Below are 1,651 nucleotides of genomic sequence, written 5' to 3' on the forward strand. Positions count from 1 at the left end.
CTAGCCTGAATATCTCAAGGTAAGGGGTGCATCGGCCCCAAGAATCTGAGAAACTTCTTTTGTGACAAAGAGTTACCAGATTCAGGAACGGGGTCCGATGCACACACACTGTATCTCCGACCAGCTCGAATTTGAAGGCTTCGACGGCCACAAAGTGGTCGCCGGTTTCGACGGCGGAGCGATCACCTCAGATGCCGGCGCCTTGCTTGTGCGCCACGTTGACAAAACCGTCGGCCTGTTCGGCCGGGTGGCTGCCTGCTTCATCGACCGACGCGATCCGGACTGCACGGTGCACAGCGTACAGACGCTGGTGGGACAGCGCATCGCGGCGATCGCGCTGGGATATGAGGACGTCGACGATCACGACACGCTCCGCCACGACCCCGTGCTGGCCCTTGTGTCGGAAAGCCTGACGCCGAAGCGGGAGGATTGCGCGGTGCTTGCCGGCAAGTCGACGCTCAACCGGCTGGAGCTCAGCCGGGTCGGGGAGCCGACGCGCTACCACAAGATCGGCCACGACACGCAGGCGATCGAAGCTCTGTTCGTCGACCTGTTCCTGGAAGCCCACGACACGTCGCCGGGCGAGATCGTGCTCGATCTCGACGCCACCGATGACCCGCTGCACGGTCACCAGGAAGGCCGGTTCTTCCACGGCTACTACAACTGCTACTGCTACCTGCCGCTCTACATCTTCTGCGGCCGGCACCTGCTGGCGGCAAAGCTCAGGCGTTCCAACATCGACGCCAGCAAGGGAGCGGTCGAGGAGGTCGAGCGGATCGTGCGGCAGATCCGCAGGAAGTGGCGCAGAGTGCGCATTGTCCTGCGCGCCGATTCCGGCTTTGCCCGGGAAGAGCTGATGGCCTGGTGCGAGGCCAACGGCGTCGACTATGTCTTTGGCCTTGCCCGCAACGAGCGGCTGGAGAAGAAGATCGCTCCAGCCTTGCAGGAAGCTCGCCTGGCATCCAGGAAAAGCGACCAGGCCGCGCGCGTGTTCCGCGACTTCATGTGGTCGACTTTAGACAGCTGGTCACGCCGACGGCGGATCGTCGCCAAGGCCGAGTGGACGACGCGGGGCGCCAATCCGCGCTTCGTCGTGACCTCGCTCAAGCCAAAGCGTTGGGCGGCACGGGGGCTTTACGAGGATCTCTACTGTGCCCGCGGCGACATGGAGAACCGGATCAAGGAGTGCCAGCTCGACCTCTACGCCGACCGCACCAGCGCTCACACCATGCGCGCCAATCAGCTGCGGCTCTGGTTCGCCTCGTTTGCCTACGTCCTGATCTGCGCCTTGCGCCGCCTTGGCCTCGCCCACACCAGGCTCGCCAACGCCACCTGCGGCACGATCAGGCTGAAGCTGCTGAAGATCGGTGCGCAGGTCCGTGTCTCGGTGCGTCGGATCAAGGTCGCAATGGCTTCAGCCTGTCCATACGCGGACGAATTTGCCCTGGCCCACGCTCGAATATGCGCCGCGGCCCGCTGACGCCGCCGGACCTGAACCCTTCCCGCAAACGACAGAGGAAAATTGCAGAGCCCAGCACCGCCGCTCTCCGCGGCGCTGGCTGCGCTCGTCCTCAAAACGGGGATGAGCAGCGCCGACCCGCGCCAGTCAAGATGCGGCTCGAGCCTGGGCGCGGTGAGAGAAGCGGGCTAG

1 protein-coding gene is annotated in these 1,651 nt (G+C 64.2%); it reads left to right on the forward strand.

Annotated features, from left to right (window positions below):
• Positions 1 to 97 precede the first annotated feature (97 nt).
• Positions 98 to 1,480, forward strand: a complete 1,383-nt coding sequence (locus NKI85_RS37665) for an IS1380 family transposase (RefSeq protein ID WP_352780955.1) — start codon at positions 98 to 100, stop codon at positions 1,478 to 1,480.
• Positions 1,481 to 1,651 lie beyond the last annotated feature (171 nt).

It is taken from the genome of Mesorhizobium sp. M0571 (assembly GCF_040320985.1).
In the GTDB taxonomy this organism is placed as follows: domain Bacteria; phylum Pseudomonadota; class Alphaproteobacteria; order Rhizobiales; family Rhizobiaceae; genus Mesorhizobium.